The following is a 26,992-nucleotide window of genomic DNA, read 5'->3' as shown; positions in this document are numbered from 1 at the left end:
AGCTACGTCTGTGTCAGCAGATGAAATAGACGGAACAGATATAGTTACGGCAGTAAAAGAAGAAATTCAAGAAAATGAAATTGATTTCAATTTGGAAATAACATTAGAAAATGCCCAGAAGGATTTGCTTTCAGCGATTAAAGAGAACATTGGCCAAGAATTTGATACTCAGCTAGAGGGAGAATATTTCAATGTTTTAGGAGCAATCGAAGCAGGCAATCTAACATTAGGCAATTCAGGGGAAGAAAATGCAATGTATAGTGAATTCGCCTCTATCTATTTGACAAGAATTGCTGCCCTTGTTCCCGTGGAACCTACTGATGAAGAGATAGTAGCATTGTTGCATGAAAAGGAATATCTATTGGAAAGAACGTTTAACGACATAAGAACAGAAAATATTTCTCTAATTTTAGGAACAGAGAATACTGTGAAACCAAGAATGGCGAGAGCTGGCTTTAATGTAACTAATGCAACCAAATATGCTAGAGACTGGTGGAACAGAAGAAATGTACTTTTTCCATTATACGAAAGCGATTGTACCAACTTTGCTTCACAAATAGCTTTCTATGGTGATAAAGGGTTAAGAAACTCTGCAAATGCTAGTGGAATGACTTGGACGCACACAGCAGGAGTAACCGCTTCTTCTCCCTGGAAACTAGCACACAATTTTATTGTGTTTTGGACTACAGATGGATGTAGCACTCGTCAATTTACAACAAAAAATGAAGCACAAGGATATGTTCGTGAAGGTGACTTTGTTGGCTACTTTAAGAAGAATACATTCCAAATTACTCACATAGCTTATGTAAGCAAAAAATCTGGAAATACAGCGTATATTACACAACATACAACAGATCGTAAAGATACTAGTTGGAATAGTATAAATACAGATAGTTACTCTTCATTTATTGTATTGAGATTTTAACTTAAAAAAAATAGGTAAATGATTGTTTTTTAATGATCATTTACCTATTTTTCAATTTAATAAGCTATCAAAACTTAAGAGTATGAGTAGAAGAAAATCTAGCAACAGAAGTAAAGCTGCTGGCAGATCAAAACTTAGCGTCATAAATGTGACAAGTGAGGGACAACCTTTGCAAGTGTCAGGATGAAGTGTATGGGTGTAAACAGAAAGGATAGAATAATCCTTTTAATTTATCCTTTCTATGTAAAAATAGGGTATACTCATATTTTGCTGTTGGCAGCATTGCTATATCAGTCTTTCTAATGTAAAATTTAAGTGTAAAATAAATAGTTTGAAATTGAGGGATAAAAAATGGCAAAAATCGGATATGTCAGAGTATCGACCAAGGATCAAAAATTTGATCGTCAGCATGAAAAATTAAAAGCTGAAAATGTGGATCTGATTTTTGAAGACAAGTTAAGTGGGAAAGATACCAACCGGCCAAAATTTCAAGAGCTGCTTAAATATATTAGAAAAGGCGATATCGTTGTTGTAACAGAATTGGACCGGCTGGGAAGGAATAGTAGAGAATTGACAGAAACAATGGATACTCTAAAGAAGGAAAGAGTGACTGTCCAAATTCTCAACCTTCCTTCTTTTAAAGATATACAAGATGAAAACTTACGCCAGCTGCTGAATAATTTAATTCTGGAATTATACAAGTACCAGGCAGAAAGCGAACGTCGGTCGATTAGAGAACGGCAGAGACAAGGAATAGAGATTGCTAAGGAAAAAGGGGTATATAAGGGCAGACCGACAACATATACTCATGATGCAAAAGATCCACAAAAGAGAATAACGTATTTCAAAATTCTAGAAATGTTAGAAGATGGGCGTCCAATAAAAAGGATCTCAGAAGAAACAGGCGTGTCGCGACCAACTATCTATAAAATAAGGAAGCAGCTGGAATAGTGACCAAAACTTATAGCATTATCAAAATTTCGTAAACTTACGTTTGTGAGAGAAGGATTCTAAGCTCATTTCGAGCAACTAAGGTTGATAACTCTGAGGGAATGTTCTCAAAAACGTCGTTTTTGAGAACAGAAAAAGGCTCTCTCAAAATTGAGACAGCCAAAAAGGAGTATTACTCAGTTTGAGTAGAGTAATAACTACTTTAATGGTAATTTATAAATGATATATTGTCAATGCTGCATGCATTAGAACTGGTTAGGAGGAAAAAATGGCAAAACGTGTTAAGAAGAATGAAATGGAAATAGTAAAAAAATATTTTGATGCATTAGATGAACTCGAAGGTGTAGTTCAAAATAGAAATGGAAGTGGTGCTATTGGTGAATGGATAGCTTGCCAGATCCATAAAGATTTGGTGTTAGAAAAAAATAAGAGGAATGAAGGATTTGATGGAAAAAAAGAGGGGAAAAAGGTAGAGGTAAAGCTATTTGATTCCAAAATACGTACAAACATAATTATAAATGATTCACAAAAATTTGATGATTTAATAGTTGTAGTACGAAAAGGGAGCTATTTGGATGTTCAAAAAGAAAAAGAGCCTGTAGATTTTTTCGTACATTATATTGAAGATTATTCTAAGAAATATGGTAACGCGAATGTAGCAAAGAGAATACTTGAAAAAAATAAGCCAGAAGAATTTTCATTTATAGAGAACAACATGAAACCGTAAGAAAATCAATCAATAGGAGGAGTTATTAAAATGAATTTAGTACTATTTATAGTTTCAATTACTTTAGGTGTTACAGGTAGTTATTATGGCTATAAATTGAACAACAATAATAAGGGTATAGTCATTCAGTCAGCAGCGGTTGTAATAAATTTTCTTTTGCTCTTATCTTCAGCCACTCTAAGTTTTGTTGGTGTAATAATTATTATTTTGTTTCAAGGTGGACTAATCGTGCTAGAATTTCAAAATAGAAATTAGTTTCTCAAAAAGGATCGTTCGTAAAATGGAAGAAAATTCTCCGGAAGCAGCTGCGGATCTTCCAGGAGAATTTTTATAAAGACGAACTGTGAAATTCCCTGAAGCTGAGAATAGTTCGGCTTCTTAGAAACGATCAGTAACTGAAGGAGGAGTAGTATTATGGAACATTCTGAAAATGAATTACACATAATAGAATTGATGAAAGGAATATGTAAGGATTTTTCTGAGTATAATTTTTTGAAAACAGATAGATATAAAGGTTCATTGAATGATGAAAATGGATACAATATATATTATAAATTTGGAAGTAATGATAATTTAGGAATGGTGACGGGTAAAAAGAATCATGAAAAGTATGGATTGAATGCATTTAAAAAAAATTTTAAAACTACTACTAGACTGGATGGTTCTGAAGAAGAAGAAGGATGGACAGGTGAGGTTCTGGTAGACGTACTAAAGCATATAGAAGAAATTATCAAAAACGATCAGTAATCGAATCTGGCAGCTGGACCAGCAGCATGATCCAAAACCAAAAACGATAAGAAGGAAGGAGAAAAAATGATTTCAAGAACATGGCATGGAGCTGTCCCAATAAAGCACAAACAAGGATTTTATGAATATGAATTAATCACTGGAGTGGAAGAAACAAAAAATACGAGAGGGAACTTAAACACCTTTTTAAAAGTTGTTGATCAAGGAGAATACTGCCATTTCTTTTTATGTTCGATATGGGAAGATATGGAGTCCATGAAATACTTTGCTGGAAATAATCCTGAAATCGCTGTTACTTACCCAGAGGATGAAAAATATGAACTGATTTCAGATCCATTAGTCATAATACAGGAAATAGTTTCTAATGAAAATCCTTTTGATCCCGTATAAACCAATTTGTATTCTCAAAAACGATGAGTCTAGAGGAATTTCAAAAGTAATAGAACGTTCTTCAGATAAACTAAAGCTCATCAGTGCATGAAAGAGTATCATCATAATCTCGATCTTATTTGTATGTTTCTGTTAGAATAGGTTATCATGTGAGGCATCAGGTATAATTATAAGTAGAGAAATCGAACAAGAATCATAGGATAAAGAAAGAATATCTAAAAGGAGTGGAAAAATGAATTTTGAGGAACTAAAGTGTTTCCAAAAGGTTTATCAGTTGAAAAGTATGAATCAAGCTGCAAAAGAGCTGTATCTGACTGCACAAGGAGTTGGCAGGATCATCAATAAGTTGGAAAATGAGCTAAATACCTCACTTTTTTTACGGAGTGCGAAAGGTGTCGCTCCGTTGCGAAGCGCAGATATTCTTTATGAGCATAGCCAAGAATTATTGGAGCAGTTCGGCATTATTGATGCGGCGATCCAACGAGAAAATGAACGAGAGAATAAATTGACCCTTCATTGTGCCAGAGGTTCACTTAATGCACTGCCTTTTGGTGAAATTGCTGATTTTATCAATGCACATCAGGAAATTGAAATATCGTGGAGTGAAATGGCAAATGACAAGGTAAAAAGCAACATTCATATGCGTCAGGCAAATGCTGGACTAGTGATTGGAAAAACTGAACTGGAAGGTGTGGAAGAGGTCTTTATTGCTAGAAAGGATACTAGAGTGCTGGTATACAATGGACATCCTTTATACATGAAAGAAAGGATCACGCCAAGAGACTTAGAAAATGAGCGCATTGTTATCCTAAACCAAAATTATCGAATCTATCATGAGTTTAAAAAATATTGTGAAAAACATAACATAGAAGTATCGATTGTTGGATTAACCGAGGATAGTCACCTACTTTATAAATTATGCCAAAGCAAGCAGGGAATAGGAATTGTTCTTGATTTTTCGGTGGATGATTTTGAGATGAATGACTTACGTTTGATCCCTCTCGAATATCCTATAAACTGGGATATATACATGATTTATCCTCAGTCTGTTGAGAAGTTTCAACATGTTGAATTACTAAAAAAACACTTACTTGATTGTAACGAAAAGCGGTAAGGTACATTGTTTTTGTTGTTACGGAACAGAACCATTTCTATGCTATTGTTAAAGTGAAAATATTGTTAAGTATTTAACAAGCAAGGAGTGGAGTTATGAAAAGAAAATATCCTCATCTATCAAAACCGATTCAAATTGGGAAGGTGAATTTTAGAAACCGAATGTTTTCGGCCCCGATGGGAGGGACTGATATTACTGCTGATTTCTGTATCGGACCAGCTTCAAAAGCATTTTATGAGTTGCGTGCAAAAGGGGGAGCCGGCGCGGTGACGGTCTCAGAAGTAATGGTACACGGGGAAACAGACGGTTCCCATGCGTATCATCTGGACTTGAGTATCCCTGGATCATTGGCAAGTGCGACTTATACTGCAGATGGCATTCGACGTCATGGATCGATTCCAAGTGTCGAGCTGTCACATTCCGGACAATTTGCCGGTACTTATTTGGCTGATAAAAATAAGAAACAATCTTTAGCACAATGGGGTGTTTCACCAGCTGTTCGAGCAGATGGTGTCAAGGTTCAACCTTTGACTCAGGAAAAAATCGATGAAATCGTTGCTGCTTATGGAGAAGCAGCAGGCTTAGCGAAACGGGCCGGCTTTGAAATGGTGATGGTGCATGGCGGTCATGGCTGGTTGATCAATCAATTCCTTTCACCACTTTTCAATAAACGAGACGATCAGTACAGTGGAAGTTTGGAAAACCGCTGTCGTTTTGCCATTGAAGTGTTGACAAGTGTCAGAAATGCAGTTGGCGAAGGCTTCCCTATTGAGTTCCGAATGAGCGGATCGGAATTTGTTGAGGGCGGCTATGAGCTAGACGAAGGGGTTAAGATTGCCAAAATGGTTGAGGATTACGTGGACTTGATTCATGTATCTGCTGGAACATATCAAGGGACCTTTGGTATTACACATCCATCCATGTTTACAGAACATGGAACGAATGTTTATTTAGCTGCTGAAATCAAGAAGCATGTATCGAAACCAGTTGCAACAATCGGTGGATTAAATGATCCGGAGCATATGGAAGAAATCATAGCTTCTGGAAAAGCAGACATAGTGGAAATGGCACGCGCATTGTTAGCTGATCCGTTTTTACCAAGAAAAGTCATGGAAAACAAGGAAGAAGATATTGTTCATTGTTTACGCTGTTTTGTTTGTATGGCAGAACGCGCGCAGACGACGACTCGCCGGTGTACTGTTAATCCATTGATTGGTCGGGAATTGGAAGGGTCAGAGATTGGTCTTGCCCCACAAAAGAAAAAGGTCGTTGTTGTCGGAGGTGGACCGGGCGGCTTGGAGGCTGCTAAGACTGCTGCTCAGCGTGGACACGAAGTTATCCTGTTTGAGAAGGAAAATGAACTTGGTGGAATTCTGAATTGTGAAGAAGCGATTCCATTTAAGTATGAGATGTATCAATTAGGACAAACTTTTGCCAAACAAGCGGAAAATCTTGGCGTGACTATTCGTTTGAATACACCGGCAACTAAGAAAATCGTTGAAGCGGAAGCACCGGATGCGTTGATTGTAGCGGCTGGCTCCTCACCAATTATTCCAGCTATTGAAGGGATTTCAGGGGAAAATGTTGTGTTGATCAACGATTATCATAAGCAAACGAACAAAATAAAGGATACAGTTGTTGTCTTGGGAGGCGGACTAGCAGGTTGTGAAGCGGCTGTTCATTTTGCTCGCCAAGGAAAAAAAGCGACTGTTGTTGAAATGAGAGCAGAAGTAGCACCGGATGCCAATGTTCGTTATCGTCCCTTGCTTCTTCAAGAACTAGCAAAAGATGTGACGATCAAGACAGGTTATCAAGGAATGAAAATCACGTCAGAAGGTCTTGTGTGTAAAGATCCAGAAGGCAACGAAGTATTGATTCCAGCAGAATCAGTGGTGGTTGCCGTTGGTCAGCGTCCAAACCGTTCAGTCGCAGAAGAGTTGATCGACGCAGCTCCGTATGTTGTTGAAATAGGCGATGTTGTACGAGCATCAACGATTACTACTGCGGTTTATCAAGGCTATCATGCTGCGATGGATATTTAGGAGGGGCACAATGACTATTGAGAAAAAAAGATGGCTGGTTTTAATTGCTTGTTGTATTATCAATCTTTGCTTAGGCTCTATCTATTCATGGAGTGTATTTGCTTCCTCAATGGCAGAGTATTTAACGACATTAACGGGTGCCTCCGTCACTTCTGCTGACTTAGCATTGGTTTACACGGTAGCAAATTCTGTTGGTCCGATTACCATGATTACCGGTGGTTGGTTTAACGACCGCTTTGGTCCTAGAAATGTTATTTTTATTGGTGGTTTTCTGTTTGCAGGCGGTTTGGTTTTATCCGGTTTTGCTGGCAGTGTCGGATTTTTATTAGTAAGTTATGGCTTGGTCAGCGGTTTGGGCTTGGGGATGGCATATGGCTGCACGATTTCTACTGTTGTTAAATATTTCCCAGACAAGCGTGGACTAGTCGGTGGTCTTGCCACAGCGGTTTATGGATTAAGCGCTGTTGTGATATCCCCTCTAGTAACCTTGATCGTTGAACAATCAAGTGCGACAACAGCCTTCAAGCTGATTGGTGGTGTTTTTCTAGTTTTGATTTTAGGCTGTTCATTCTTTGTCAGTCGTCCGCCAGAGGGATATACTCCGGCCGGTTGGCAGCCGCCTAAAATGGGGGGACAGGCAAACAGCCAAGATAAAAATTGGCGCCAAATGATGCAGACACCTGTGTTTTATGTGATGATCATTTTACTGACCTGTGGCGCATTTAGTGGAATGATGGTGATTTCTCAAGCCTCCGGAATTGCTCAAAGTATGGTAGGCTTGGATATGCTAGCTGCCAGTTCAGCAGTATCTATTCTTGCACTTTTCAATTCCTTTGGTCGAATCATCGCTGGTTACTTGTCTGACCGGATCGGTCGCATCAATACATTGCTGATTGCTTGCTTGTTTTCGATTGTAGGCGTTACCTGTCTCTATTTTACAGTAGAAGGCGCAACCATTTTGTTTTATGTGGGTGTATCTATTGTGGGAAGTTGTTTTGGCGCCTTTATGGGGATTTTCCCTGGGTTTACCGCAGATCAGTTTGGTGGGAAGAACAATAGTGTCAATTATGGCATAATGTTTATTGGCTTTGCATTAGCGGGCTATTTTGGCCCAACGGTCATGCGAAGTGTTTTACAGCAGGATGGTTCTTATCAAAATGCTTTCCTGATTGCAGCTGCGCTAAATATTGCTGGTTTGCTGTTATGTGGTGTATATAAGGTCATGAGCAAAAAAAGTCAGGGAATAGAAGAGACAATTTAAATTAGCTTGAAATAAAATGAAAATCGGAAGTAGCTGCGTGATTTAAGGCAGCCACTTCCGACTTTTTTGTGGTATAAAAGAACTCTTTTGCTAAAGGGGATAGAAGCTGTTAGCAACTATCTAATTGAAAGGCAAATTGAATTAATTATCTACCTACGATAAATGTCAGCTCGCATTCACAAACTTTTTTATCGTCTACATAAGCAGTTGCCTGACCGATTCCAACGAAATCACGCATTTTTACGATCTCAAAATGAAGCTTCAAGACATCACCGGGAACGACCTTTTGTCGGAATTTCGCTTTGTTGATGCCTCCTATATAGGCAGTTTCTCCCTTGAATCGATCCATTTTCAAAATCAAAATAGAACCTACCTGCGCAAGTGCTTCGATAATTAGAACACCTGGCATCGTTGGATTTCCAGGGAAATGTCCTTGGAAAAATTCTTCATTGATCGTCACATTCTTGGTTGCGACAATCTTCTTATCTGTAATGATTTCATCCACATAGTCAATAAAACAAATTGGGTATCTATTAGGAATCAAATCCATAATTTCTGTTACAGTCATTACTTTTTCCATCTTATTCGTCTCTCCATTTCTTTAAGCAAATTACGGCATTGTGACCGCCGAATCCGAATGAATTGCTGATTGCATATTCAGCTTGAACAGTACGAGCACCCTCCGTTAAATAGTCTAAATCGCATTCAGGATCGGGTACTTCATAACCGATAGTTGGATGGGCAAGACCCTCTTGTAATGTTTTCACACAGGCAATTGCTTCAATTCCGCCAGCAGCTCCTAAAAGGTGACCAGTCATACTTTTTGTACTTGAAATAGGGACTTGAGCTGCTTGCGCGCCAAATACACGTTTGATCGCTGTGGTTTCAGCCGCATCATTTGCTGGTGTAGATGTGCCATGGGCATTGATATAGCCAATGTTTTCCGCTGTTATTCCTGCTTCGTTTATGGCCATCAGCATCGCATCTGCTGCACCACTGCCATCTTTTAGTGGTGCCGTCATATGACTGGCATCACAGTTGCTGCCATACCCAACGATTTCACCTAAAATAGTAGCGCCGCGCTTTTTCGCGTGTTCCAGTTCTTCCAATACAAGCATACCCGCACCTTCACCCATCACAAAGCCCTTGCGCTCTTTATCGAAAGGAATCGAAGCACGTGTCGGATCATCTGTTGTATTCAACGCATTCAATGCGGCAAAGCCGGCGATACCGATTTCACAGATCGTCGCTTCAGTTCCACCTGTTACCATGATATCTGCTGTTCCATACTTGATTGCCCGAAACGCTTCACCTATTGCATTAGTTGCGGAAGCGCAAGCTGTGACAATCGTCTGTGAAGTGCCTTTGGCGCCTAGACGAATAGAGATATTTCCAGATGCCATGTTTGCAATGACCATAGGAACAAAAAATGGGGTAACACGTTTTGGGCCTTTGTTGTCCATCACGCGAACTTGGTCTTGGAGGGTCGTCATGCCTCCAATGCCGCTGCCGACAATAACACCCAACCGTTTAGGGTCGATCGAGGCATCTGTCAAACCACTCATTTCCCAAGCTTCTAAAGCAGCTGTTAAGCCATATTGCGAGAATAAGTCCATCCGTTTCTGTTCTTTTCGATCTAATACATGGCTCGGATCAAAATCTTTTACTTCACCGGTTAAAGAGACGCCGATTTCCTCAGAAATAAATTTTGTGATTTTTCCAATGCCTAGTTCACCGCTTTTCAGGCGTTGCCAATATTCTTTTACTGTATTACCGAGGGGAGTTACTGCTCCCAGGCCGGTTATGACTACCCGCTTCATCTAATTCCTCCTAGTTACTTTGATTATCAAAGTAATGAATGTGTTATTAACAAATACTTTTTTGATAAGTTAAAGCAAAATAGTTTGACTTTCAAAGTATTGTAGTTAATAATGCAGACATTCGAAAATGTCTGTCTCTTTTCTTTGATTCTCAATTATGGAATGGTATTATCATTCTCAAACAGATAATACCAGTTGTCATTTTATTCGTCAACTTAAAGTTATTCTGTGGTTTTATGAACAGTTACGATTATTATCTATTTCACAAACAAAAATTATTATAAAAACAGTTGTTATTGATAGGGATGAAATCACCTATATCCTAACGTCTTAAAGTCTAAAGAAAAGAGTGTCAAACCCGTCTCCTTCTCTCACTTTATTCCATGCTATAATGAAGAGAAGACCACGGAAATCGAAGGGAAAAAAGAAGAAATTTTCTATGAAAACATTCCCGATTGTCTGTGACTGAAGCGAGGGGAATTATGAAAATCTTAATTATAGAAGACGAAAAGAATGTACGAAATGAGTTGAGGCAGCTGCTGGAGCATGCATTTTACGAGGTGTCAGTCATTGAAACTTTTGAACAGGTGACAGCGCAAATTACGGCGTGTGTGCCTGACTTGGTGCTATTAGATTTGAATTTACCTGGTCAGGATGGTCAGGTTATTTGTCGAGAGCTGCGACAGGTATCGACTGTTCCGGTGATTTTTTTAACAAGTGACAACAATGTGCTGACAGAGCTGGACTGCATCTTGATGGGTGGGGATGATTTTATTACAAAGCCCTATACCCCATCCTTACTTTTAGCGCGGATTCAGGCAGTTTTGAAACGAACGATCCAAAAAAATGAGTCCTTTGAGTTAACACATAAAGAACTGACCTTGAATATCAGTACGTATAAAGTTCATTTCAACGGTATAGAAGCAGAGCTGACAAAAACAGAATTCAAGCTGTTGCATTATTTATTCCAGCGCAAAGAAGAAGTGATTCCGCGAATGGATATCATTGTTTATCTTTGGGATAACGATGTGTTTATTGACGATAATGCGTTAAGTGTCAACATGACAAGGCTACGAAACAAGCTTGAAAATCTGGGACTGACCGACTTTATTCAAACGAAAAGAGGAGTGGGCTATAAAATATGAGTATTTTTCATTATTTGCAGGACAAGTCACTGGTCCTACTCCTCAATTTTTCCAGTCTGCTATTCTTGACTTTCTATCTCTTGATGGTGGGGAATACCCTATTGACAGTTCTCTTGATCGGTCTATTTTGGTTGCTTGTTTTAAGTGTTTTTTACGGGATAGATTACTACAAGAGAAAACGATATTTCAAAACGATCATGGAGCAGATGAATCAACTGGATAAGCCATATCTGATCCATGAGCTGTTGGAAAAGACGTGGCGCTGGGAGGACGAGCTTTACAAGGAGATTATTAGAAAGTCGAACACCTCTGCGATGGAAGCTATTATTCGGCTCGAAGAAGAGCAAAATGAGTACAAAGAATTCATTGAGGCCTGGATTCACGAGGTGAAGCTGCCGTTGACTAGTCTGCATCTGATAACAGCTGAATTAGCAAAGGAATCCGCAGCGAAAATTCAAACGCATCTACTGGATTTGGAGAATCAGGTTGATCAAGCCCTATTTTATGCTCGAAGTGACTATGTCCATCAAGATTACTTGATTAAGGAGGTCAGCTTACAGGAAATTATCAGTGAGCTGATTAAAAAGAACAAGTACCTGCTTATTCAAAATCAGATGAACATCACAATCAACTGTGACGATCATGTACATACAGATAAAAAATGGATGGCCTTTATCATCAATCAACTGATTGTCAATGCTGTCAAATACAAAAAACAAGGGACCGGCAGTCTTTCCTTCACGACACTGTCGATGAAGAATCAAACAAAGTTGGTTATCAAAGATGACGGTATTGGCATAAAACCGCATGAACTACCGCGAATTTTTGACAAAGGCTTTACAGGAACGAACGGTCGAGAGAGTGGAAAAGCGACTGGTTTTGGTTTGTACCTGTGTAAGAAGTTATGTGCCAAGTTAGGTGTAACGATCACTGGAGACTCTGTTGAAAATGACTATACAGAAATTGTGATTGCTTTTCCGAAAAACAGTTATCTTTCAGAGTTGTAACTTTAATGAAATCAAGAGCAATACCTCCGAAGTTTGATTAGGAATATACTTGATCCATAAAGGGATATCTCGCAAAGGAAGGATGCTGAAAATGAACGAACTAATAAAAATCGATAATGTAGAAAAATATTACGGCAACAAAGGAAGTACGACTAAGGCGTTGAATCGTGTGAGTTTTTCTGTAAGCGAAGGTGAATTTACAGGGATCATGGGAACCAGCGGGAGCGGAAAGACAACGCTTTTGAATATGCTGGCGACGATCGACCGTGTGAGTGCCGGTCATATTTTCTTTAACAAGGAAGACATCACGCAGTTTGATGAGGATCGACTGGCAAAGTTTCGCAAGGAAAATCTAGGGTTTATTTTTCAGGATTTCAACCTATTGGACACACTGACTCTTGAAGAAAACATTACATTGGCTTTGAGTTTACAAGAAAATAAAACGAAACGAAATACAGCTGAAGTAATGATGAAGCAGTTGGGTATTTATGAGTTCAGAGACAAATTTCCTTATGAAGTTTCCGGAGGACAAAAGCAGCGTTGTGCCTGTGCCAGAGCATTGATCACGGATGCAAAGCTGATTTTGGCAGATGAACCGACAGGTGCTTTGGATTCGAAATCTTCTGCTATGCTGCTGGAAACGATGGAAAAAATGAACAAAGAGATGGATGCAACCATCCTGATGGTGACGCATGATGCTTTTAGCGCCAGCTATTGCAATCGTATTTTATTTCTTAATGATGGGGAGGTATTTCAAGAACTATACAAAGGGGAGCAGACAAGACGAGAATTTTTAAATGTGATTCTTGATGTGTTGGCGGTCATTGGAGGCGATGGTCATGCTTAACAAACTGTCTCTAAGAAATGCACGACGTTCTATAAAAGATTACCTTGTCTATATTATTACGATGACGATCATCTCGTCCTTGATGTTTGCCTTCAATGGGTTGATCTTTTCTGACTCTATCAAAACGCTGCTGAACGAGATTACTTCTATTGCAGTTTTCGTAGGATTGGCGACCTTTTTTATTATATTGATCGTTATTTGGCTGACAAAATATATCATTAACTTTATGCTGGAACGACGAAGCAAAGAGTTTGGAACCTATCTATTGATTGGAATGGACAAACGGCAAGTTGCAAGGATGTTCAAACGTGAGCATATCCTTTTGGGCGGTTTGACTTTTCTGCTGGGGATATTACCAGGATACTTACTGCATATTGCATTGATCAACATTTTTTTTGCTGTTTTTGATTCGCAGTATCACTATGTGGTCGACATCAACATCTATACTTATCTACTAACTATTTCAGTGTATAGTGTTGCATATGGCTTAGCACTGTTACGCATCAATCGAAAGTTTAAAAAGATGGAGATTCGTGATTTACTGTATTTGGAGAGCAACAATGAAGGCAGTACGAAGCGCAAAAGCTTGTTTTATATCAGTCTCGTTTATCTGGTTCTTTTTCACTTGATTGTTTATACAGGACAGGCGAATGTTCAGACGATTTGGTCTTTGTTATTAGGGTTGTTTGTTGCAATTTATGGCTTGTTCATCGGAATGTCCGGTTATCTGACCAGCTATATCCAAAAGAAAGGACCTGGGATAAAAAGGGGAGCCAGCATCTTTATTTTCAGACAGCTAGCTTCCAAAATAAAGACGATGCGTTTTACCATGGGAACATTGACGATTTTATTTGCTGCGACTATTTTAAGCTGGATGTTTGTCCTCTTGTTTTCAGGCTATCAAAAAGAAGTGTTTGATGGGAACCTCATGGCTATTGATATTTTTTATTTAAAGGATCATGTAACAACTGATTTTAGTGAGCAACAGGCGATCATTGAAAAATATGGTGAGATAGAAGAGACGCATATTTACCATATCTATGAAAATGCGCAGAAGAAAGAGTTGAACACATATTTATATGAAAACGTCAAAGGAGCCTATGATTCAGAAGGCCGTAGTGCTTATTTTGATTATGATACGTATATGTTGTTATCTGATTATAATCAATTGAGAAGGATGGCAGGATTTGAAGCCGTTCAGCTGGAGGAAGGGAAGTACCTGATTCAGGGAAAAGAAAAGCTGGCAAAGACTTTTTCTGAATATAGTGAGAATCACGACCTTCTTATCAGTGGAAACTCCTTTTCTTGTCAAGCTGTTATTACCGATCCTTTCAGTCAAAGTGGTATGAATGGGGCCGATTATATTCTTGTCGTACCTGATGCAAGTGAAGCTATACTAACACCATATTTCAGTATTTTTGCTGCAAATGCAGACAGTGATTCGATGTATGAGATTGAACAGGCGTTAGAAAAGAATTCCGGTTATTTGCAAGATGGTGATATAGAGGATAAGCTTTTGGCTATCAAATATGGAACAAGCAGTGAGCAGTTGATTACCTTCAGCACACCGATTTTGGTAAGGGAAAGTCTGATTGCTGAGCTGGATAGTGTGACCACTGGGGCCAGTTTTACTCTGGGGTATGTCGGCATCGTCTTCTTAGTCGTTGCTATGAGTATTTTGGCGATTCAACAGCTTTCAGATGCGGCAAAATACAAATACCGATACCAAATATTAAAAAATCTTGGGATGAATCGTCGGGAAAGAAATCGCGTGATACTGAAACAGCTGGGGCTTTATTATTTGTGTCCGGTTGTAATGGCCGCTGTTATCAGCGCATTCACAGGTGTATTTGCTAGTGAAAACTTTGCGTACTACACAGGATTGAGCACACCGGGAATTTATTATTACCTGATTGCTTTGGTCATGTTTAGCGCGATTTTCCTGATTTACTTCATGATCACCTACATCAGCTTTGTTAGAGCTGTGGAGAAATAAGTATTATACAGAATTTATTAGCATTTCTCTCTATATAAAAAAGAGGCAAGGAATAATGGTAATCGCACCCTTCTTGCCTCTTTTACGGTTGTATAATGAAAAATGTTACATCTGAAAAGCTGTATATAAAAGGCTAAAGGCTGTTATTGCAGCGAGTGGCGTCATAACAAATCGCTCCTTGTTGTTTTTAGACATCAGATTCATCGACACGTTAAATCCAAAGTAGATGCCAAAGCCGATACAGATATTTTTAGCTACTGTACTTGGTAAACCGATAGATAGGTGACCACCCGCCTGTAAAAGAACAAGCGCTGCAAAAAGTTGGATCGGTATAGAGAGTGCACACGCGATTCTTTTCTTTTTGGGCATGATTCGATCTGCTCCGCCCATAGCAAATTCTCCTAGTGGAAATCCTAAAGCAAGTAGAGCATAAAGAGCAGCCACTAAGCCAAGTAACGTACTTCCGATGAGTGTGATAATCATTATTTTTCCTCCTTTATTTGTTGTTTCGTATAGTGTTATATTACCAACAAAGGATGATTACAGACTATGAAGTCGCTCGATTTAGTTAAGGTCTGTCATCCTTCTTTAAATATAGCATATGTTTGTATCATCGGTAGATAGTTTTATAACAATCGTTATTATTTTCTTTATGACAGGGTTTTCAGAAAAATCAATAAAATCGTTTTTACGGCTTGTCAATTCAAAAAATACGTGGTATTCTGATTACGTTAATGGATTGTTACTGTTAGGCAGGCAAAACCAGAATCAACTTATGTAGACTTTATTTGGTCGGAGCAGTAGGCGGATTCTAGGTTTTTTTATTTTGGAGTGAGGAGCGTTCATTATGATTATTGAAAAAATTTTGAATAACAATGTAGTGATGGCGCGAAACAGCTCAGGCGAAGAGACAGTCTATATGGGTCGAGGGTTGGCCTTTAAGAAAAGAGTCGGTGATGAGATTCAACAGGAATTTGTTGAAAAAGAATTTATACTGAAAGATTCTGTTTTATCCACTCAATTTCAGCAGGTATTTTCTGATTTACCTTCTGAAGAAGTTGAGGTTGCAAAAAAAATTGTTGATCTGGCTGAAGAAAAGTTAGGTACAGAGCTTTCATCCAATATCTATCTGACATTGACGGATCACATTCATTATGCAATTGCTCGTGCAAAAGAGGGCATAGAATTACCTAATCCATTGAAATATGAAACACGTAAGTTTTATCCAAAAGAATTTGAAATCGCGAGACAAGGGATTCAGTTGATCAATGAAGAGTTTAAAGTCTCTTTTGCTGATGATGAAGCTGGATTTATCGCTTTTCATATTGTAAATGCAGAGCAAGGCAATAATTCGATGGAAGAAACAATGACGGCAACGGAAATTGTTGGGAACGTTTTGACGATCATCAGCAGATACTTTGGATTACCTTTTGATGAAGATTCTTTGAACTACCAGAGAATGGTCACCCATTTACAATTTTTTAGTCAACGATACTTAAAGAATGAACTGAACGGTGATGAGGACGAGTTCTTGTATGAGCTGATTCAGTCGAAATATCCTAAAGCCTTTCAGGCAGTACAGCGTATCAATCAATATTTGATCACAAAGTATGATAAGCCTGTCGGCAAAGCAGAACAGACATACCTAACCATCCATATTCAACGGCTGGTTGGCGAAAAAAATGAATAACACTCAATCATAGGATTGTTACTGGTAATGCAGGCTAAACCCGGATTGAAAAGATAAGTGAGTACAACACTGTTTTGTACTGCTATTTTTTCAATTTGGGTTTTTCTTATATATAAAAATGGAAAGAGGGAAAAAAATGAGTAAAAATCAAGAAACAGCTAAGCGTGTTCTTTCGCTTGTCGGCGGAGAAAAAAATGTCAACAGTGTTGTTCACTGTGCAACACGTCTGCGCTTTAATTTGAAAGATGAAAGCGCTGCGGCAACAGAGGAATTGAAGAATGATCCGGATGTTATTCAGGTCGTTCAAAGTGGTGGGCAGTATCAAGTGGTTATCGGCAGTCATGTCAGTGATGTCTATAAAGAGCTATTGGCACAAAGTAGCTTAGGCAATGAAACAGACGAAAAATCAGATGCACCAAAGGGCAATATTTTTAATCAGCTGATTGATATTATTTCTTCTATTTTTACACCATTCTTGGGTGCAATGGCCGGTGCCGGGGTTTTGAAGGGGTTCCTGACACTTGCATTAACGATGGGCTGGTTAGCGGCTGATTCAGGTGCATATCTGGTATTGTTTGCTGTTGCAGATGGAATCTTTACCTACTTACCTATTTTGCTTGCATTCACTGCTGCAAAAAAATTCAATACAAACCAGTTTTTGGCCGTCTGTCTGGCAATGGCGTTGGTTCATCCAAGTATCAATGCATTGGCGGGAACTGAGCTAAGCTTCTTTGGTATTCCAGTTATCTTAGGTGCCAGCGGTTATACTTCTTCGGTTATTCCGATTATTTTAGCAGTCTTTGTTATGCAATATGTTGAGCGTTTCTTTAAAAAGGTGATTCCTAATGCTTTACAGATCATCGTTGTTCCTTTGGCAGTTTTCTTAGTGATGACACCACTGACGTTTATTTTGATTGGACCGATCGGGACAGTAGCAGGAAATCTTCTTGGTGGTGCGTACAATTCTATTTACGGTTTGAGTCCGCTATTGGCCGGAGCTGTTATGGGTGGTTTGTGGCAAGTGTTTGTTATGTTCGGGATGCATTGGGGCTTTGTGCCGATCATGATGCTGAATCTGTCAGAAGCAGGCGGTGGGATCGACTCTATGATGCCTATGCTTTTACCGGCAGTTATGGCTCAAGGTGGCGCAGCCTTGGCTGTCTTCTTGAAGAGTAAAGATGTGAAGCTGAAAGGTTTGTCATTATCTGCAGCCCTGACTTCTATTTTTGGTATTACTGAACCAGCGGTGTACGGTGTAACCTTGCCATTGAAAAAACCATTTATTGCAGCTTGTATCGGTGGTGCAGTTGGTGGCGCTTTTGTGGCATTCAGTGGGGCAAAGAACTATGTATTTGGTTTAGTTAGTGTCTTTAGCTTACCGGGCTTTATTGCTCCTGGAACAAATGATACCTCTGGTGTTGTTTCAGCAGCCATCGGAACTGGGATTGCGATTATTTTAGCGTTTGTTCTAACATATGTATTAGGCTTTGATGATCCTGTACAAGCAGATGCGGCTGAGGTAAAGGAAGATGAATTGAAAAAAGGAACAGCAACTCTTGGTGAACAAAAAATCGTTTTAGCAAGCCCAATCAGTGGAGATATTCTTCCCCTTTCAGACGTAAAGGATGATGTTTTCGCTTCTGGTGCAATGGGGAAAGGCTTGGCGATTCGTCCAAACGACGGTAGTGTCTATGCACCAATTGATGGAGAAATCACAACGATCTTCCCGACAGGTCACGCAATCGGTATTACTTCAAAAGAAGGGATCGAGCTATTGATCCATATTGGTATGGATACAGTAGAACTAAATGGCGTAGGTTTTGAGACTTTTGTAAAAACAGGTGATAAAATTACTAAAGGAGATCTTTTGGTCAAATTTGATGCAGCACTGATCACAGGGAAAGGCTATTCTGTAGAAACACCGATTGTTGTAACAAATAGCAATGATTTTCTGGATGTATTGGATTTATCACAGGAAAATGTTTTGCATGGCGAAGATTTTCTAGTAGTAGTCAAATAACAGAAGTGGAGGAAATGACGCATGAAAAAAATCACTGGTTTTCCTGAAGGCTTTTTATGGGGCGGAGCAACTGCCGCCAATCAATTGGAAGGTGGCTATCGTGAAGCAGGTAAAGGTCTTTCCGTAGCAGATGCAATGCCGGGCGGAAAAGAACGTCTAGCTGTGTTGAGCAGTGAGGCGTTTGACTGGTCGATCGATGAAGACAAGTATGTTTACCCCAATCATCGTGGGATCGATCATTATTATCGCTTTAAGGAAGATATCAAGCTATTTGCGGAAATGGGCTTTAAGTGTTACCGTTTTTCTATTGCTTGGGCACGTATCTTTCCACAAGGGGATGAATTAGAACCAAATGAAGCGGGCTTAGCTTTTTATGAGGAGATGATCGATGAGTGCTTGAAGTATAATATCGAGCCTGTCATTACGATTTCTCATTATGAACTTCCTCTGAACTTGGCAGTAGCATATGGTGGGTGGAAAAATCGTCAGCTGATTGCATTTTTTGAGCGTTATGCAAAGGTCGTACTGACACGTTTCCACCAAAAAGTAAAATACTGGATGACTTTTAATGAAATCAATTCTGCTTTCCATATGCCTGTATTGAGCCAAGGGCTGATCAAGCAAACGGGTGCCGGAGACAAACAAAATCTGTTCCAAGCATGGCACAATCAATTTGTCGCGAGTAGTCTGGCAGTTAAGATCGGTCATGAGCTTGACTCTGACTTGCAGATTGGCTGTATGATTATCTATGCTACAACATATAGCTTGGATGCGAATCCTGTTAATCAGATGGCTACTTTGGAGCAAAATCAAGAGTTCAATTTTTTCTGTACAGACGTACAGGTTCGAGGAGAGTACCCAGCCTACACTAGCCGCATTTTCAATAAATATGGTGTGGATGCTGACAAGCTGGAAATCCTTGATGGTGATTTGGAGCTGTTAAAAAAATATCCAGTTGATTATATTGGCTTTAGTTACTATATGTCAACAGCAGTGACAATTACGGAACAAAGTGAAGAGGTAGGCGGCAATTTACTTGGTGGTGTACGCAATCCATTCCTTGAAGCGAGTGAATGGGGCTGGCAGATCGATCCGGAAGGTTTGCGGATTGCTTTAGATGAGTTGTATGATCGCTACCAAAAACCGTTGTTTATCGTTGAAAACGGCTTGGGAGCCATTGATAAGGTTGACGAAAATTTCTATGTGGCGGATGATTACCGCATCGATTACTTGCGCCAGCATATTCAGGCGATGGAAAAAGCCATTGAAGATGGTGTGGACCTAATGGGCTACACACCTTGGGGCTGTATCGATCTAGTTAGTGCTTCTACTGGTGAGATGAGCAAACGCTACGGCTTTATCTACGTCGATTTAGATGATAAAGGTGAAGGAACGATGAATCGTTATAAGAAAAAATCGTTTGACTGGTACAAGCAAGTTATTGAGTCAAATGGAAAGAATCTAGCTTAGGCTAAAAAATATTCAGAAAAAATAGCATGAGACGCTTGAAGCTTTCGCACAACAATGAAAGCTCCAAGCGTTTTTTTGATCAAGTAGGATATTATTTTTCTCATAAAGCAAATCATGCTATAGTTGAATATGGAAAAGAATCAATGGCCTACTTACTTTTGACTGTTGGACATGAAGAGGGGGAATAGAATATGAAAAGAAATAGTCTATTATTTTTCATTTTATTATCCATAGCAATTGGAGTAGAGTATGAGCTTAGCAGCTTATCCGGATTAGAGCTATCTACAGGGAAATATTTAGAGTTTCTAAGTAGCCTCGCGTTACTGGCAGTTTACATTATTCCAATCTGTTCTCTGTTGGTAATAGTCGCAGGACGATGGAAGGTACCCAAATATATCATCTCATTATCGATCGTCAGTGGCGCATATGCTACTGGTTGGCTGGCAGGCTATGGCAATGATTACTTGCTGGAGGGAATCAAACGGATATTCGGTAACTCCAAGGCATTGGAAGACTGGTCTGCAGCTTTGACTGCGCCTTTTGTTGAAGAAACGATCAAGCTGTGCTGTGCACTTATTATTCTATATTTGCTAAATCAAAGAAATATTCAATCAGCTTTTGTAGTTGGAGTCAGTGTTGGCTTGGGCTTTCAGATCATCGAAGATATATCGTATATTATTGAGGCAGCATTGGATTCATTTCAAAAGATTGTACCAACAACTATCGATCGTATTTCAGGTAGTATCAGCTCTCATTGGTCCTTGACTTGTATATTTACAGTAGCAATATTCTGTGTACTTTCCAAAAATCAAACAATTCATAAGAGGACGAAAGGATTGTGGCTTGTTTCTCCGATAAGTATGCATTTTATCTGGAATTCTCCAATCAACGATTTGCCAGTAGTCAGTGCTGTTTTGTCAGCGGTGACGATCATGATCATTATTCAAATGATCCAATTTATAGAAGCAGACCGAAAAAAGGTGTTTTTACAGTAAAGATAATTATAGAAAACGACTGGCTGAACAGGGGGATAAAAGAACCTTGCACAGCCTTTTTATTAGGTTTTATGAAGGCAATAGAAGGTACAGTGCTACATCTTCGAAAGAGAATCTAGCTTGAGGATTCTTTCTTTGTTATGATACTAGAAGAGGTTGATTGTTTCGTAAGAGATAAAATATAATCAATCCTAAAACGAAAAGTCAGGAGCACACTTATGAAAGAAAAGAGAAGCTTTGAGCTATTTAACGAGCATGAATTGATCGAGCCTGTAACCCCTGAAACGATCGCAACAGCCTTTGAAGGATTAGATGCAGGAAAATTTCACATATTGATACTGGAAGCAACACCGATGCTCGAAGACAGCCCCTTTATTCAACTGGCACGTGGTGAAGGTGTGTATATTGTTGAGATTCAGTTTGATCGAGGAGGAACACTTCAGCAGTTCCGCAAAGAGACAGACGACATAGAAGTATGCCAAAAGCTATTCTTAGATTATTTTTCAGGCATACTCCCTGACAGAGAGGGCTGGCGAGACGTGACAGCTGAAATCATCTATTATTTTGATGATAGGGAAGACGAAGGTGTGGCAAAAGAAACGTCACATCCATTCTTTGTCAATCACTTTATCAATGACTTGTATTATGATAGCACCGATGACTATGCGCCGTTTGGGAATGATACAGGAAATGATACCTTATATATGTTAGAAAGAAAATTGATTGAGGATGATGAGCTGGAAGATTTTGACAGTCTTCCTATGTTTATCTCAAAATCATGGGGACTTGATTATATGGACCCTTTGAAAACAGTGACTGACGCATCATTTATTTCTGAAAATGAAGTAGATATTTTTGAATCAAGCCAAATAACAATAGCAGTCGGATTTGGTTTGATAAAAATCACAGGAGGGATCAGTTCTCTTCTTAAGCAAAGAACGTTAGCCGCATTAGAACAGCTGCTGAACTTGTTACCCGATGGAAAAGAAGCGTACCAGCGACAAATCGAGGATTTGAAGAGTTTCAACGCATATGATGAGTGATAACTAGGTAAGGGAAAAGAAGAGTAAAAATTATTGTTGCTTCTCTTAGTGATTTATTACAAAAAAGCAGCACAGGTCGAATCTGTGCTGCTCTTTGTATAGTAAAAACTATTTTGTTGTTGTGTAGCTTATAGCAGTAGCTAAAGCTTTTTCGAGATTAGCAATTGCAGTATTTACATCTCTGACTGTTGATTTCAAACTAAGCTGAACACCAACTGCTTTTGTGATTACCTTGTTTAAATCATTGTAAACGGCAAAGGGAACTTTTCCCAACACTTTTTTGTCACGTTCAAAACGAGTTGCCCAGATAGCAGCATCTAGTTTTTGTTTGACAACATGTGTTGCTTTCGCGTCTAAATCCAAATCAGGATAAGTAAGTACCTTCTCCATCAATTGTTTTAGAGAAATAATTTGCTGTTCAAGTTTTGATACAGAGGCAAAAGGATCGGCAACTGCAATAACAGCCTTAGTAATTTCTACGCCTAATTCGCGATGAGCTTGCTCTACTTTATTATCTAGCTGTTCCACAGAGAATGCAATGGCATTACTGATTTCAGTGATTAGCTGTAAACGTACACCGATGCTATCAAGATCATAGATAGTTACAGGATTGAAACGAGCATTGCTTGATGATGCAGTCAGATCTTTTTCAAGAGTATTCAACACTGGAACCAATTGATTGAAAGCTTCTTCAAATGCCGTACCAGCTACTTTCTCTTCTAACTCATCTAACTTTGCTTTCTCGTTCTGAACTGCTGTTGTAGTACTTTGGCTGATTTCTTGTGTTTGTGCATAAGCCGAATCGCCTGCTATGCCAATGACACTTGCCCCCAATAATGTCAATGCCAATGCACTTACTAATGTTACTTTTTTCATTTAAATCTCCTCTTTCTATTTAGTGATTTTTTTCTATAAAGGGTAATTATAGGCGAAAAGGTCATTTAAATCAAGTTTTTCTTACATTTAGATAACTATATGTTGTCTGTATATAATCTGTATCTGAAAACAATCATTACATTATGTTTGTTTCTTTCTAGTGAATATGAAATGATTCTTTCTCTTTTATTTAGTTTTTACACTGTTTTTCAAATGTTAAATATAGTAAGAAATAGGAAATGATGGTTTTAGAAAATCAATGTATAAAGGTATTCTTTTGGTTGATTATGAATCGCTTTAAGAGATATGCTGCTATTGAAGCTAAATAAAAAAAAACGTAAAATAGTAAACTGAAAGGATGTGCGAGGATGAAAATGAATCTTGGTTCGGTTATTTCTGAGAAAAGAAAAGAGAAAAAAATCACACAACAAGAGCTGGCAGAATTTGTCGGTGTTTCTAAAGCAGCTGTGTCAAAATGGGAGACCGGCTTGACTTATCCAGATATTACTTTACTGCCATTGTTGGCTGCCTATTTTGACGTAAGCATTGATTCCCTGTTGAATTACGAGCCTCAATTGACAAATAAAGAAATCCAACATATTTATACTTCATTAAAAAATTCCTTTGAATCAAAGCCGGCTGAAGAGGTCTTAACTTCTATCAGAAGCTTTGTTCATCGTTACTATTCTTGCCATTCATTCGTCTTACAAATGGGACAGTTGTTGTTGAATCATTTTGATCAGTTGCCAGGTGAGAGTAAGGAAGAAAAGGAACAACTGTATGTGGTGGAAGCACGCGAGTGGTTTGTTCATGTTCGAACACAGTCAAAGGAGCCGGAACTAATTATTCAAGCAACAAAGCTTGAGGCATATACCTTATTAACTATGCAACAGGCAGATCAAGTGCTCGCTATTTTAGGCGAATCTGTTCCAGTTAGTTTTCCGGTAGAAAGTTTGATTGCGGGGGCTTTTCAGATAAAAGGGGAAAATCAGCGAGCAGTCGAAATCCTTCAAAGTGCTCTATTCCAATATTTGGGTGTGATAATGAGTCTGCTTACTAACTATCTTCAATTGTTGCTTGAGGCACCGGAAAAATTTAAGGAGACGATTCGCAGAGGGAAACTATTTGCAGAAGCCTTTGATTTGAAACAGCTGAATCCGGTTTTGTTGATGAATTTTCAGTTGTCGGCTGCCTTTGGTTTAGCTCAAATGAGGGATAAGCAGGCATTGAGGCTGCTCGAAGACTTTACCGATGTATTGACACAAACGCAATTTCCTTTGACGCTTCATGGCGATCATTATTTTGATCAGATAGATCAATGGTTTGATGTCTTGGAAACAGGCAATCAACTGCCGAGAGAGTCTACCTTAGTTCCAATCGATTTAATTGATTATGTTTTAGGTAATCCCCAGTTTTTAGTGTTTCAAGAAGAAGAAACATTCAAAAAAATCCACGATCAACTCCTGCGATTAAAAGAAGAAAATGCGTGAATAGCCTCAGTTTTTTCTACTTGATAAACTATTTTCGCCTTCCAAGGTATCGCAACAGGAAACTTTTATTCTTGTTAGTTTCCTGCAACTCCTTTGCTTCTGTTAAAAATAATTTCTATAATAGAGACAAGAGATTTAGTATCGAAATTGTTTATCAAAGGGGTTGTTGTTATGACTATTTTATCAATTAAAGAAGTAACTAAAATTTATTCCGGCGGTTTCGTCGCTGTTGATGGGATTAGCTTATCTGTTGAGGCGGGAGATATATTTGGCTTTATCGGACACAATGGTGCGGGGAAAACCACAACGCTGAAATCCGTTGTAGGCGCGCTTCATTTTGATCAAGGAGAAATCCTGATTGACGGACATGACATAGTAAAAGAACCGCTGGAATGTAAAAAGCAGATGGCTTACTTACCGGACAATCCAGATTTATACGATTATTTGACGGGTTACCAATACATCAATTTTATTGCTGATATTTTTGGTGTGTCGACAGAATTACGACAAAAGCGAATCCAGAGTTTTTCTCAACGGCTCTCATTAACAGATCAGCTAGGTAATTTGATCAGTACCTACTCTCATGGGATGAAGCAAAAACTGGCACTTATTGGGGCTTTCGTCCATCAGCCAAAGCTGTTGATCATGGATGAGCCTTTCGTTGGCTTAGATCCGGAGGCGACGTATCATGTGAAGCAAATGCTTCATGAGCTTTGTGAAGCCGGTGGTGCGGTCTTCTTCTCAACGCATGTCCTTGAGGTGGCTGAAAATCTGTGTAATAAAATTGCCCTGATCGATCATGGGCAATTGAAGAAATGCGGGACAACGAAAGAGGTTCGTGGCGATCGCAGCCTTGAAGAAGTATTCTTGGAGGTGGTTGGAGGTGAATGAGTTTAAAGCCCTTGTGCAGCTCCAATTGAGAGGGTATGGACTTAACAAATTACGCCATCAAAGTAAAAAGAAGCAGCTTGGTGTGTGGATAGGCGCTGTTCTATTAGTCCTGCTAGCTCTTAGTTATTTGTTGGGTATTGCCTTTATGTTGATTCAGCTGGATTTGGCAAGTTATATCCCAACTGTGATGGTCTTTTTATCCTCTGTCATCTGTCTTGTTTTGACCTTTATGAAAGGCAGTAATCATCTTTTTGGTTATCGTGATTTTGATGTTTTGATGTCTTTGCCAATTTCTATAAAAGTCATTATAACCAGTAAAATATTCGGTCTTTATCTGTTAAACTTGCTGTTTAGTTTTTTGGCGAATATTCCGGCGATGTTACTGTATTGTTGGCATATCCAAAATTATTGGGCCGTGTTGGGTGCAATTTTTCTTGTGCCATTTATTCCGCTGCTCCCGTTGATACTGGGTATTTTGTTAACGACAGTGATTTCATTGATTGCTGCAAACTTCAGATATCAACAGCTAATAGTTGTTTTGTTGAGCATAGGGCTTGTGATCGGGCTTATGTTGGGGTCGCTGTCATTGACTAATTATACAAATAATGAAATGAGCCAATTGCTTAAGCAAAGCTTGAATCATCTGGAACAAGGATATCCATTGCTTGTACTGATTCGAAATGGGTTTGCGGGGCAACCATTATTTCTTTTAGCCTATATTGCGCTATCTACCGTAAGTGCTCTAGCATTTTGGCTTGTGCTTACACATTATTATTTACAGATTAATACAAAATTAACGTTACGTACGAAGAAAAGTGTGTTTGCAATCGAAAAATTTAAGCAGCGAAGGGTCTTTTTCAGCTTGCTTAGCCGGGAAGCTCGACTATACTTTTCAAGCGCGCTGTATGTTACGAATACAATCCTTGGGGTCATCATGTTTCTGGTGGCAGCCTTGAGTCTTCCTTTTGTATTGGATCAGATGACAGCAGCACTTCCAGCTGGTTTTACAATTACTCAAGCAATTCCTTGGTTACCTTATGCTGCCTGTTTCTTTTTAGGTATCGCTACACCAACAAGTGCGGCGATCAGTATGGAAGGAAAAAATCGTTGGTTGTATGCCAGCTTGCCGATTTCAACTGTAAAAATATATGGTGCGAAGCTCATTCTAAGCTTTTTACTTTTTTTACCACCACTTTGGATTGGTTGCGTTGCGTTGATTTTTACTTTTGAACAGTCCTTGCTTTCCGCATTTTTACTCGTATTACTACCAACCTGTTTTTGCGTGTTTATTCTAACTGTAAGTTTGAAGCTCAATCAATTGTACCCGAATTTCTCTTGGCTGAATGAACAGCAGGTCATTAAGCAAGGTTTACCTGTGCTCGTAACGATGCTCATCGGTTTCGTTTCTATTACGTTTGCTCTAGGAAGTGCGGTTTTGATAAATAATCCAGCGATTTCAGTTATTTCAATTAGTATCCTCTTTCTTTTGATTAGTGTACTTTGCTGGCGCTCATTAAGAAAGAAGAATGTATTTATCGGATAAAA

At 39.0% G+C, this 26,992-nt stretch carries 25 protein-coding genes; 21 read left to right on the top strand and 4 right to left on the bottom strand.

Annotated elements, in window-relative coordinates:
• The first annotated feature begins 10 nt into the window (after nucleotides 1-10).
• From A5888_RS04340 to A5888_RS04300, 9 genes are all read left to right on the top strand, one after another.
• Nucleotides 11-925, top strand: a complete 915-nt coding sequence (locus tag A5888_RS04340) for an amidase domain-containing protein (RefSeq protein ID WP_339101938.1) — start codon at nucleotides 11-13, stop codon at nucleotides 923-925.
• Nucleotides 926-1,276: 351 nt separating this feature from the next.
• Nucleotides 1,277-1,876: a recombinase family protein gene (locus A5888_RS04335; RefSeq protein WP_339101937.1), complete on the top strand. Its 600-nt coding sequence runs from the start codon at nucleotides 1,277-1,279 to the stop codon at nucleotides 1,874-1,876.
• A gap of 268 nt (nucleotides 1,877-2,144) precedes the next feature.
• On the top strand, nucleotides 2,145-2,603 hold the full coding sequence (locus A5888_RS04330; RefSeq protein ID WP_339101936.1) for a hypothetical protein: 459 nt from the start codon (nucleotides 2,145-2,147) through the stop codon (nucleotides 2,601-2,603).
• Nucleotides 2,604-2,633: 30 nt separating this feature from the next.
• A complete protein-coding gene (locus A5888_RS04325) occupies nucleotides 2,634-2,858 on the top strand; it encodes a hypothetical protein (protein ID WP_339101935.1) in 225 nt (74 codons plus the stop codon).
• 159 nt (nucleotides 2,859-3,017) lie between these two features.
• A complete protein-coding gene (locus A5888_RS04320; protein WP_339101934.1) occupies nucleotides 3,018-3,350 on the top strand; it encodes a hypothetical protein in 333 nt (110 codons plus the stop codon).
• A gap of 66 nt (nucleotides 3,351-3,416) precedes the next feature.
• On the top strand, nucleotides 3,417-3,740 hold the full coding sequence (locus A5888_RS04315) for a hypothetical protein (protein ID WP_086347992.1): 324 nt from the start codon (nucleotides 3,417-3,419) through the stop codon (nucleotides 3,738-3,740).
• A gap of 232 nt (nucleotides 3,741-3,972) precedes the next feature.
• A complete protein-coding gene (locus tag A5888_RS04310; protein WP_086347991.1) occupies nucleotides 3,973-4,854 on the top strand; it encodes a LysR family transcriptional regulator in 882 nt (293 codons plus the stop codon).
• Nucleotides 4,855-4,949: 95 nt separating this feature from the next.
• The gene (locus A5888_RS04305) at nucleotides 4,950-6,896 is read left to right on the top strand and encodes an FAD-dependent oxidoreductase (protein ID WP_086347990.1); all 1,947 of its coding nucleotides are present in this window, start codon (nucleotides 4,950-4,952) and stop codon (nucleotides 6,894-6,896) included.
• A gap of 10 nt (nucleotides 6,897-6,906) precedes the next feature.
• Nucleotides 6,907-8,157: an L-lactate MFS transporter gene (locus tag A5888_RS04300; RefSeq protein WP_086347989.1), complete on the top strand. Its 1,251-nt coding sequence runs from the start codon at nucleotides 6,907-6,909 to the stop codon at nucleotides 8,155-8,157.
• A gap of 145 nt (nucleotides 8,158-8,302) precedes the next feature.
• Here the strand turns inward: A5888_RS04300 and fabZ are convergent, their stop codons facing one another.
• Together fabZ and fabF are read right to left on the bottom strand one after the other, a co-directional pair.
• Nucleotides 8,303-8,737 (bottom strand): 3-hydroxyacyl-ACP dehydratase FabZ, encoded by a 435-nt coding sequence (fabZ, locus tag A5888_RS04295; RefSeq protein WP_086347988.1) that lies wholly within the window; start codon nucleotides 8,735-8,737, stop codon nucleotides 8,303-8,305.
• 1 nt (nucleotide 8,738) lies between these two features.
• Nucleotides 8,739-9,977: a beta-ketoacyl-ACP synthase II gene (gene fabF / locus A5888_RS04290; protein WP_086347987.1), complete on the bottom strand. Its 1,239-nt coding sequence runs from the start codon at nucleotides 9,975-9,977 to the stop codon at nucleotides 8,739-8,741.
• A 482-nt stretch (nucleotides 9,978-10,459) separates the two neighbouring features.
• On the opposite strand from fabF, the gene A5888_RS04285 reads away from it, so the two are divergent.
• The 4 genes from A5888_RS04285 (at nucleotide 10,460) to A5888_RS04270 (ending at nucleotide 14,972) form a co-directional block, all read left to right on the top strand.
• Entirely contained in the window at nucleotides 10,460-11,122 is a 663-nt protein-coding gene (locus A5888_RS04285) for a response regulator transcription factor (RefSeq protein WP_086347986.1), read from the top strand.
• A complete protein-coding gene (locus A5888_RS04280; protein ID WP_086347985.1) occupies nucleotides 11,119-12,129 on the top strand; it encodes a sensor histidine kinase in 1,011 nt (336 codons plus the stop codon). The genes A5888_RS04285 and A5888_RS04280 overlap by 4 nt, the downstream gene beginning before the upstream one ends.
• Nucleotides 12,130-12,220: 91 nt before the next feature.
• On the top strand, nucleotides 12,221-12,976 hold the full coding sequence (locus A5888_RS04275) for an ABC transporter ATP-binding protein (RefSeq protein ID WP_086347984.1): 756 nt from the start codon (nucleotides 12,221-12,223) through the stop codon (nucleotides 12,974-12,976).
• The gene (locus A5888_RS04270; protein WP_170924704.1) at nucleotides 12,969-14,972 is read left to right on the top strand and encodes an ABC transporter permease; all 2,004 of its coding nucleotides are present in this window, start codon (nucleotides 12,969-12,971) and stop codon (nucleotides 14,970-14,972) included. Before A5888_RS04275 ends, A5888_RS04270 begins: the two co-directional genes overlap by 8 nt.
• 105 nt (nucleotides 14,973-15,077) lie before the next feature.
• Here A5888_RS04270 and A5888_RS04265 read toward each other — a convergent pair whose 3' ends face one another.
• Nucleotides 15,078-15,455 (bottom strand): hypothetical protein, encoded by a 378-nt coding sequence (locus A5888_RS04265; RefSeq protein ID WP_086347982.1) that lies wholly within the window; start codon nucleotides 15,453-15,455, stop codon nucleotides 15,078-15,080.
• Nucleotides 15,456-15,819: 364 nt separating this feature from the next.
• Between A5888_RS04265 and licT the strand changes: the two genes are divergently transcribed.
• From licT to A5888_RS04240, 5 genes are all read left to right on the top strand, one after another.
• Nucleotides 15,820-16,662: a BglG family transcription antiterminator LicT gene (gene licT, locus A5888_RS04260; RefSeq protein WP_086347981.1), complete on the top strand. Its 843-nt coding sequence runs from the start codon at nucleotides 15,820-15,822 to the stop codon at nucleotides 16,660-16,662.
• A gap of 136 nt (nucleotides 16,663-16,798) precedes the next feature.
• Nucleotides 16,799-18,682 (top strand): beta-glucoside-specific PTS transporter subunit IIABC, encoded by a 1,884-nt coding sequence (locus tag A5888_RS04255; RefSeq protein WP_086347980.1) that lies wholly within the window; start codon nucleotides 16,799-16,801, stop codon nucleotides 18,680-18,682.
• Between the two features lie 21 nt (nucleotides 18,683-18,703).
• A complete protein-coding gene (locus tag A5888_RS04250; protein WP_086347979.1) occupies nucleotides 18,704-20,152 on the top strand; it encodes a glycoside hydrolase family 1 protein in 1,449 nt (482 codons plus the stop codon).
• 191 nt (nucleotides 20,153-20,343) lie between these two features.
• Entirely contained in the window at nucleotides 20,344-21,147 is an 804-nt protein-coding gene (locus A5888_RS04245) for a PrsW family glutamic-type intramembrane protease (RefSeq protein ID WP_086347978.1), read from the top strand.
• Between the two features lie 218 nt (nucleotides 21,148-21,365).
• Entirely contained in the window at nucleotides 21,366-22,190 is an 825-nt protein-coding gene (locus tag A5888_RS04240; RefSeq protein WP_086347977.1) for a hypothetical protein, read from the top strand.
• 108 nt (nucleotides 22,191-22,298) lie between these two features.
• Here A5888_RS04240 and A5888_RS04235 read toward each other — a convergent pair whose 3' ends face one another.
• Nucleotides 22,299-23,066 (bottom strand): CAMP factor family pore-forming toxin, encoded by a 768-nt coding sequence (locus tag A5888_RS04235; RefSeq protein ID WP_339101933.1) that lies wholly within the window; start codon nucleotides 23,064-23,066, stop codon nucleotides 22,299-22,301.
• Between the two features lie 368 nt (nucleotides 23,067-23,434).
• Here A5888_RS04235 and A5888_RS04230 point away from each other — a divergent pair, with 368 nt between their 5' ends.
• The 3 genes from A5888_RS04230 to A5888_RS04220 all read left to right on the top strand — a co-directional run bounded on the left by A5888_RS04230 (nucleotide 23,435) and on the right by A5888_RS04220 (nucleotide 26,990).
• The gene (locus tag A5888_RS04230) at nucleotides 23,435-24,556 is read left to right on the top strand and encodes a helix-turn-helix transcriptional regulator (RefSeq protein WP_339101932.1); all 1,122 of its coding nucleotides are present in this window, start codon (nucleotides 23,435-23,437) and stop codon (nucleotides 24,554-24,556) included.
• 177 nt (nucleotides 24,557-24,733) lie between these two features.
• Nucleotides 24,734-25,447, top strand: a complete 714-nt coding sequence (locus tag A5888_RS04225; RefSeq protein WP_422389744.1) for an ABC transporter ATP-binding protein — start codon at nucleotides 24,734-24,736, stop codon at nucleotides 25,445-25,447.
• Complete coding sequence (locus A5888_RS04220) at nucleotides 25,440-26,990, top strand: hypothetical protein (protein ID WP_086347973.1); 1,551 nt, start codon at nucleotides 25,440-25,442, stop codon at nucleotides 26,988-26,990. Before A5888_RS04225 ends, A5888_RS04220 begins: the two co-directional genes overlap by 8 nt.
• Nucleotides 26,991-26,992 lie beyond the last annotated feature (2 nt).

The sequence above is a fragment of the Enterococcus sp. 9E7_DIV0242 genome (assembly GCF_002140975.2).
Lineage (GTDB): Bacteria > Bacillota > Bacilli > Lactobacillales > Enterococcaceae > Enterococcus_L > Enterococcus_L clewellii.
The sequence above is the reverse complement of the archived record's forward strand: the minus strand, read 5'-3'. Positions and strand labels throughout refer to the sequence as shown.